The 8,259-nt window shown below is 53.0% G+C and carries 6 protein-coding genes; all 6 read right to left on the reverse strand.

Annotation, left to right across the window (positions count from 1 at the left end; genetic code table 11):
- Positions 1-439, reverse strand: a 439-nt coding sequence (locus B3P58_RS00325; protein WP_286715110.1) for a tRNA pseudouridine synthase A, incomplete at its 3' end; no start/stop codon positions are given.
- 11 nt (positions 440-450) lie between these two features.
- Positions 451-3,606 (reverse strand): FimV/HubP family polar landmark protein, encoded by a 3,156-nt coding sequence (locus B3P58_RS00330; protein ID WP_230332020.1) that lies wholly within the window; start codon positions 3,604-3,606, stop codon positions 451-453.
- Positions 3,607-3,861: 255 nt separating this feature from the next.
- Positions 3,862-4,986 carry an aspartate-semialdehyde dehydrogenase gene (gene asd / locus B3P58_RS00335; RefSeq protein WP_145468883.1) on the reverse strand — a complete coding sequence of 375 codons (1,125 nt, stop codon included), beginning with the start codon at positions 4,984-4,986 and terminating at the stop codon, positions 3,862-3,864.
- A gap of 2 nt (positions 4,987-4,988) precedes the next feature.
- Entirely contained in the window at positions 4,989-6,074 is a 1,086-nt protein-coding gene (gene leuB, locus B3P58_RS00340) for a 3-isopropylmalate dehydrogenase (RefSeq protein ID WP_286715114.1), read from the reverse strand.
- Between the two features lie 60 nt (positions 6,075-6,134).
- Positions 6,135-6,776 carry a 3-isopropylmalate dehydratase small subunit gene (gene leuD / locus B3P58_RS00345; RefSeq protein WP_230332018.1) on the reverse strand — a complete coding sequence of 214 codons (642 nt, stop codon included), beginning with the start codon at positions 6,774-6,776 and terminating at the stop codon, positions 6,135-6,137.
- A gap of 11 nt (positions 6,777-6,787) precedes the next feature.
- Positions 6,788-8,206 carry a 3-isopropylmalate dehydratase large subunit gene (gene leuC / locus B3P58_RS00350; RefSeq protein ID WP_230332017.1) on the reverse strand — a complete coding sequence of 473 codons (1,419 nt, stop codon included), beginning with the start codon at positions 8,204-8,206 and terminating at the stop codon, positions 6,788-6,790.
- Positions 8,207-8,259: the final 53 nt, after the last annotated feature.

An 8,259-nucleotide genomic window follows, 5' to 3' on the forward strand; every position in this document is an offset into this window, starting at 1 on the left:
CCGCATCCAGCGGGTAACGCCACCAGGTCAGCTGATCGTGCTGCAGCGCCTGTTTGGTCGGAGAATTATTAATCAGGTAGCGATAACGGCGGGCGCGGGCTTTGAAACGTGCGTGAAATTCTCCATCAATCGGAGACACCCACTGCAATGCAACACCGTCCGGCAGATTGGTATTCACGCCCATCAGCCAGCTGTATTCCGTACGCACTGCATGACTGTCGAAATGAATTACCTGACGGGTTGCATGCACACCGGCATCGGTACGCCCCGCACAGACAATCTCAATCGGGTGGTTAGCAACTTTCGAAATGGCCGCTTCAAGAGCGGCCTGAATGGTGGGTTCGTTGTGGTGTTTTTGCTTCTGCCAACCGTGGAAACGGGCACCGTTATATTCCACGATGGCAGCGTAACGCTGCACACCGGAGGTAAAACCAGACATTAAAGACTCTATCAGGCCAGATTATCCATCAGACTGCGGGCATCCGCTTTCTGCTGATCCGAGCCTTCCTGAACCACTTCCTGCAGCAGTTCACGGGCACCATCGAAGTCTTCCATGTCGATATAGGCACGGGCCAGATCCAGCTTGGTTGCACACTCATCGGTGCCAGCCAGGAAGTCAAATTCATCATCCGCAGCCGCCAGCTCATCCAGATCGATATCGCCATCAACGCTGACATCCAGATCATCCGGAATGCTTGGATCAACGCGCTCTTCGGCCACTTCCAGCTGATCATCCACAACCGGGACATCATCAGCATCGAATCCGTCCAACTCAGAATCCAACTCAGCCAGATCAGCAGAGAAGTCCATTGTTTCTTCTTCAGATTCACCGGTTTCTGCCGCGAGGGCATTCAGATCATCATCAGAATCACTGGTATCAAATGAGAACTCATCTTCATCCGCTTCCGGCGCAGCACTAATTGAACCCAACTCCTGCTCCAGGGCTTTCAGGTCGTCATCACCATCAGCCTCGGCAAAACCGGTATTTTCTTCCATTTCGAAGGAAAGATCGGACAGCTCACCGGAACCTGCAGCATCACCATCTAGCAGACTCTCCAGATCGGAAAGATCAGAATCAGCAGCGACAGGAGCCGATTCACCGCTGTCAAAATCAAGACCGAAATCGTCTTCAGCTGTCTCTTCAGCAACAGCCGCAGGCTCTTCTGCTGCATCATCTGCCGACAACGAGCCAAGGTCGAACTCTAACGAGTTACTTTCATTATCCGCTTCAACAGAAGCGACTTCAGGTTCATCTGCAGCAGGTGTTTCCGCGCCGAAATCACCAAGATCAAACTCAAGACCATCGTCTGCGGCAGCAGGCTCAGCGGCGATATCAAAGTCGTCCTCACCTTCAGCCGACTCAGCTTCCAGCTCAGACACAGATTCGTTCAGGTCAAATTCAAGTCCATCATCCAGATCCAGCGTCGGCACTTCTTCCAGACCCGACTCAGCCTCACCCAGATCCAGAACCGCATCGGTATTTTCTTCGGGCATATCTTCAGAAAGATCCAGCGCATCACCGAAATCCAGGGCATCAGCAAAATCATCACCCATAGAATCATCCAGCGCCGGAATGTCATCATCCAGAGACAGACCAGAGTCAGCCGCCACACCTGCTGCCAGTGCACTTACAGCAGCCGCTGGTGCGATTGGCGAAGACAGACGATTGCGCAGCTGCTCAGCCTGCTGAGATGCCGCACGGTCGCCCAACTGGTTCAGACCAGCTTCAGCAACAGCAAAAGCTTCCGCCTCATCCATTTCGACATAGACTTCCAGCAATTTCAGACGCAGGTCAGAACGGCTCGGTTCTTTTTCGATAGCATCAGACAGCAGATCAACCGCCTGCTCAAACTTGCCGTAGGCAATATAGATATCGGATTCGCTGATGACATCTTCAGTCTGAGCGACCGTTTCAAAATGATCTTCGTGGTGCTGGGTATCATCCAGATCATCACCCAGATCGATATCTGCGTGATCTGCATCCAGATCAACATCCCCGACAGCCAGTTCATCATCATCGAAATCGAAATCGTCGAGGCTTGATGGATCAGCATCTACATCAGCAAACGCCAGCTCTTCATCAGTAAATTTTTCTTCCTGCTTCGCAGCCTTACGCTGTTTCAGAGTACGGGCAATCAGCAGACCAAGCAGAACCAGCACACCAAAACCGGCCAGCGGATACTGCGGATTACTGAGCATCTGATCCAGTAAGGTTGGCTGCGGACGCTGCTGTTCTTCCTGCTGTGCCAGCATGGCCGCAATACGTTCACGGCGAGCTTTCTCTTCTGCAGCTTTCGCAGCCACATCGGCTTCAGATACAGCCTCAGCTCCATCTGCCACAGCAGCACTGTCGGCAGGCTGGGAATAGTTGAAATCAACAGACTCACCGGCAGGCGCCGCTTCCGGCTCTGCAGCCGGAGCCGTTTCCGCCACTTCAGCAACCGGCTCAGCTACAACGGTTTCCGCCTGCTCAGCAACAGCTTCTGCCGCCTGTTCTGCTCCGCCGACCTGCATGGTTGCCAGTTGATCGTCTTTCAGTGAAATCAGACGCTGCAGGGTATTGATCTGCTCTTCCAGAGACTCCAGGCGCTCACGTAACTCCTGATTTTCACGGCGGCTTTTATCAACATTTTCCAGCGCAATGGCGAGATCATTTTCCAGTGCCTGCTGACGGCCACTGCCCGCGCCCTGACCAGCATCACCACTGGCTCCCGCCGATTCAGCATTGTCACTCTGAGCCGACAACAGGCGGACTTCGCCACCGTCTTTTGCTGTTGCAGCTGCCACTGCAGTACCCGCGCGACCTGTCGCATCAATCTGCGCAGCACCGGTATTCAGTGCACGATTCTGACGATCCACTTCGGCAACGGCCTGACCGAAAGACACACGTTTGATAGATTCTGCATCCGGAATACGCAACACCTGATGCGTTTTCAGGCGGTTAATATTACCAGCGATAAAAGCATTCGGATTTTCATTCTGAATCGCCACCATCATCTGCTGCGGCGTTACGCCACTGGCAGGACGGGTTTCAAGAGCAATCTGCCATAAGGTGTCGTTTGGCTGAACTTTATACGTGCCAGGAGCGGCAGGTTCACTTTCCCAGCGATTCACTGCGACTGGCTGTGCCGGAGCAGCAATCGTTGTGGTTTCAGCAGGAGCACTGACCACAGAACTCTGACCTGCTGGCGTTGTTACCAGCGGCTGAATAGATTCTTCCTGGAAGGTTGGTGGATCCAGCAACAGGGTGTACTCGCGCAGTACACGACCCGATGGCCAGTTCAGCTCAACCAGAAAGTTAAGAAAAGGTTCGTTAACCGGCTCACGTGAGGTCAATACCACACGGTCACCTTCAACTTTGAATGTGATTTTGGTCAGGAAATATAAACGGTCAACGCCTGCGCGTTCAAAGTCACTGGCTGATGCCAGAGCCGGTTTAATTTCCCATTGCGATAAGCCATCGGTTTCAACCAGCTCGATTTCTGCCTGCAGAGGCTGATTCAGTGCCGACTTGAGAGTCAGTTCTCCCAAACCCAACGCCAGTAGCTGAGATGAGGCCGTCAATCCTCCGACCAGCATTAAGGTGTTCGCAAGTAGGCGCTTCATTGGTGCTTCCTTGTTGTCATACGGCGATTATTCGCCCCGTATAGTATCGAAAAACAATTTCGTCGAGATATTCCTGACCCAGCTTACTTATAGATTCCGTTCATAAGCGGCATAAGTATCAAATATAAAACGGGATTACGCAATCTTTTGGCCTCTGGCACCAAAACAAATACGATAGGAAAGAACGAGTTAGGTCACACTTTAGAGAAAATAAATGAAAAAACGGGGCCAGAGCCCCGTTTTTAATCAGCCAAATCAGGCACTCTTCAACAGAATGCGCAACATTCTGCGAAGTGGCTCAGCCGCGCCCCACAGCAACTGATCACCCACGGTAAAGGCTGAAATATATTCAGGCCCCATGGTCAGCTTGCGGATACGACCAACCGGAATACTCAGCGTACCGGTCACTTTAGCTGGCGTAAGTTCCTGCATACTGGCTTCACGCTCGTTCGGAATAACCTTCACCCACTCATTATGAGCCGCCAGAATCTGTTCGATTTCAGCAACCGGCAAATCCTGCTTGAGTTTGATGGTAATTGCCTGGCTATGGCAACGCATCGCACCCACACGAACGCATAAACCATCAACCGGAACAGGCGCAGCGGTTGTGCCCATAATTTTGTTGGCTTCAACCTGCGCCTTCCATTCTTCACGGCTCTGACCGGACTCCAGCTGTGAATCGATGTACGGAATCAGACTGCCCGCCAGCGGCGCACCGAACTGAGCTTTCGGGTATTCATCACTGCGAATGAATTCAGCAACCTGCTGATCGATTTCCAGAATGGCCGAAGCCGGGTTATCCAGTTTATCTTTCACATTAGCGTGAATAGCGCCCATCTGACTGATCAGCTCGCGCATATTCTGCGCACCGGCACCGGAAGCTGCCTGATAGGTCTGCGGAGCAACCCACTCCACCAGCCCTTTCTCAAACAGACCGCCCAATGCCAGCAGCATCAGACTGACGGTACAGTTACCGCCAACATAGGTCTTGATGCCGGTTTTGATGCCGTTTTCAATCACATTCAGGTTGACCGGATCGAGTACGATAATGGCGTCATCCGCCATACGCAGCGAAGAGGCTGCATCAATCCAGTAGCCATCCCAACCCGCAGCACGCAGCTTCGGATAAACTTCCTTGGTGTAATCACCACCCTGACAGGTAATGATCACATCAAGAGTTTTTAACGTATCAATATCGAATGCGTCTTCCAGCAGACCGCAATCTTTTCCGCCAAATTGCGGCGCGGCCTGCCCTTTTTGCGAGGTGGTAAAAAACACCGGCTGAATCAGGTCAAAGTCACCTTCTTCCTGCATACGTTGCATCAGCACGGAACCCACCATGCCGCGCCAGCCTACCAAACCTACTTTTTGCAAAGCCATTTTTAAACCTCTTGCAGGGCAGCTACCACTGCCTCACCCATTTCTTTGGTACTTACTTTGGTCATGCCTGCGGAGAAAATATCACCGGTACGCAGACCTTTATCGAGCACTTTACTCACTGCCTGTTCAATAGCATCGGCCGCTGCGGCCTGATCCAGAGAATAACGCAGCATCATCGCCGCGGACAGAATCGTCGCCAGCGGGTTAGCGATTCCCTGACCAGCGATATCCGGAGCAGAACCATGACAAGGCTCATACATACCCTTGTTGTTCTTATCCAGAGACGCCGAAGGCAACATGCCGATCGAACCCGTCAGCATCGCTGCCGCATCCGACAGAATATCACCAAACATGTTGCCGGTGACCATCACATCGAACTGTTTTGGTGCACGCACCAGCTGCATGGCTGCGTTATCAACGTACATATGTGACAGCTCGACATCCGGATAGTCTTTTGCCACTTCGTTCATAACTTCGCGCCACAGCACGGTTACTTCCAGCACGTTGGCTTTATCGACAGAGCACAGTTTTTTACCGCGTTTCTGCGCCGATTCAAACGCGACCTTAGCGATACGGCGGATTTCCGATTCGTTGTATACGTAGGTGTTGTAACCTTCGCGCTCACCGTTTTCCAGCGTGCGGATACCGCGTGGTTTACCGAAGTAAATACCACCGGTCAGTTCACGTACGATCAGAATATCCAGACCGGAAACCACTTCAGGCTTCAGCGAAGAGGCATCCGCCAGCTGCGGATACAGACTCGCCGGACGCAGGTTACCGAACAGTTCCAGACCCGAACGCAGGCCCAGCAGGCCTTTTTCCGGACGCAGCTCACGGTCTTCAAGGTTATCCCACTTAGGACCACCCACCGCCCCCAACAGAATCGCATCTGCGGCGCGGGCTTTATCCATGGTCACATCCGGCAGCGGCGTGCCAAACTCATCATAAGCAGCACCGCCCACCAGTGCGTGTTCCATATTCAGGCCCAGATCGAAGCGCTGATTAACAACGTCCAGCACTTTAACCGCTTCAGCAACAATTTCAGGACCAATGCCGTCGCCCGGCAGAATCAGAATATTTTTAGACATGTCATTTTCCAGAATCAGAAGCCGGGCACTTGCGCACCCGGCAGATAATCAATTTCAGTTTCAGGCGCCAAACAACCAGGGGGCCTGCTGACGACGGTTCTGCTCATAAGCACGGATATCATCCGCATCCTGCAGCGTCAGGCCAATATCATCCAGACCATTGAGCAGACAGTGTTTACGGAACGCGTCCACCTCGAACGGAATCTCTTCGCCATCCGGGGTAATCACTTTCTGCTGCGCCAGATCGATGGTCAGCTCGTAACCTTCATTCGCCGCGACAGCTTTGAATAAACGGTCAACCGTTGCGTCATCAAGTACGATCGGCAACAGGCCATTTTTAAAGCTGTTATTGAAGAAAATATCGGCATAGCTCGGTGCAATAATCGCACGGAAACCGAAGTCTTCCAGTGCCCAGGGGGCGTGTTCACGACTGGAACCACAACCAAAGTTTTCCCGTGCCAGCAGCACAGACGCGCCCTGATAACGCGGTTGGTTAAGCACGAAGTCCGGATTCAGCGGGCGACCGGAGTTATCCGCATCCGGCTGACCTTCGTCCAGATAGCGCAGCTCATCAAACAGATTAGGACCAAAGCCACTGCGTTTGATCGACTTCAGAAACTGCTTGGGAATGATCATATCGGTATCGATATTGGCACGATCCATCGGGGCAGCAATACCCTTATGTACGGTAAATGGTTTCATCTTTGCTCCCCTTATAACTCACGCACATCAACAAAGTGACCGGCAATCGCGGCCGCCGCGGCCATCGCCGGACTCACCAGATGCGTACGGCCACCATAGCCCTGACGACCTTCGAAGTTACGGTTCGAAGTAGACGCACAATGCTCACCGCTGCCCAGCTTGTCGGCGTTCATTGCCAGACACATGGAGCAACCCGGCTCACGCCATTCAAAACCGGCTTCGATAAAGACTTTATCCAGACCTTCAGCTTCAGCCTGCGCCTTCACCAGACCAGACCCCGGAACCACCAGCGCCTGCTTCACACTGCCAGCCACTTTACGGCCTTTGGCCACATCGGCGGCGGCACGCAGATCTTCGATACGGGAATTAGTGCAGGAACCGATAAAGACCCGATCGAGTTTAATATCGGTGATTTTCTGACCCGGTGTCAGACCCATATACTGATACGCACGCTCAAAACCGGAGCGCTGAACCTCATCTGCAGCATCGGCCAGAGTCGGCACAGTACCGTCGATGGTGGTGACCATTTCCGGCGATGTACCCCAGGTAACCTGTGGCTTGATATCTTCCGCACGGATTTCGACCACCTTGTCGAATACCGCATCATCATCGGATACCAGATCTTTCCAGGCGGCCAGTGCCATCTCCCACTGCTCGCCTTTCGGCGCGTAAGGGCGGCCTTTTACGTATTCAGAAGTAATGTCATCAAATCCAACCATGCCGACACGGGCACCGGCTTCAATGGCCATGTTACACATGGTCATACGGGCTTCCATACTCAGTGAGCGGATCGCAGAACCACCGAACTCCATCGCCGTGCCATTACCACCAGCAGTACCGATCACTCCAATGATGTGCAGCACAACGTCTTTACCGGTGATACCGGCACCCAGTTCACCGTCGACGCGGATCAGCAGGTTTTTCATTTTGCGCTGAATCAGACACTGGGTCGCCAGTACGTGCTCAACTTCAGAAGTACCAATACCGTGCGCCAGTGCGGCAAAGGCACCGTGAGTCGCGGTATGGGAATCACCACAGACAACGGTCATGCCCGGCAGAGTCGCACCCTGCTCTGGCCCGACCACATGCACGATACCCTGACGTTTGTCGGCCATTTTGAATTCAGTGATACCGAACTCATCGCAGTTTTCATCCAGTGTTTTTACCTGAATACGGGAAACCGGGTCCTGAATACCGGCAATGCCGGATTCACGCTCAGCCGAGGTAGTCGGTACGTTGTGATCAGGAGTCGCCAGGTTGGCGTCCAGACGCCATGGCTTACGCCCGGCAATACGCAGGCCCTCAAACGCCTGTGGCGAGGTTACTTCGTGCAGCAACTGACGGTCGATATAGATTAATGCGGTGCCGTCATCACGTTCTTTAACAACGTGCTGCTCCCACAATTTGTCATACAGGGTTTTCCCAGCCATCGGGATGTCCTCTCTCATCAGGGATGTTTTTGGTATTGCCTAAGGATACGCCT

The sequence above is a fragment of the Thalassolituus sp. UBA2009 genome, from assembly GCF_002335285.1.
Taxonomy (GTDB): domain Bacteria; phylum Pseudomonadota; class Gammaproteobacteria; order Pseudomonadales; family Oceanobacteraceae; genus Venatoribacter; species Venatoribacter alkanivorans.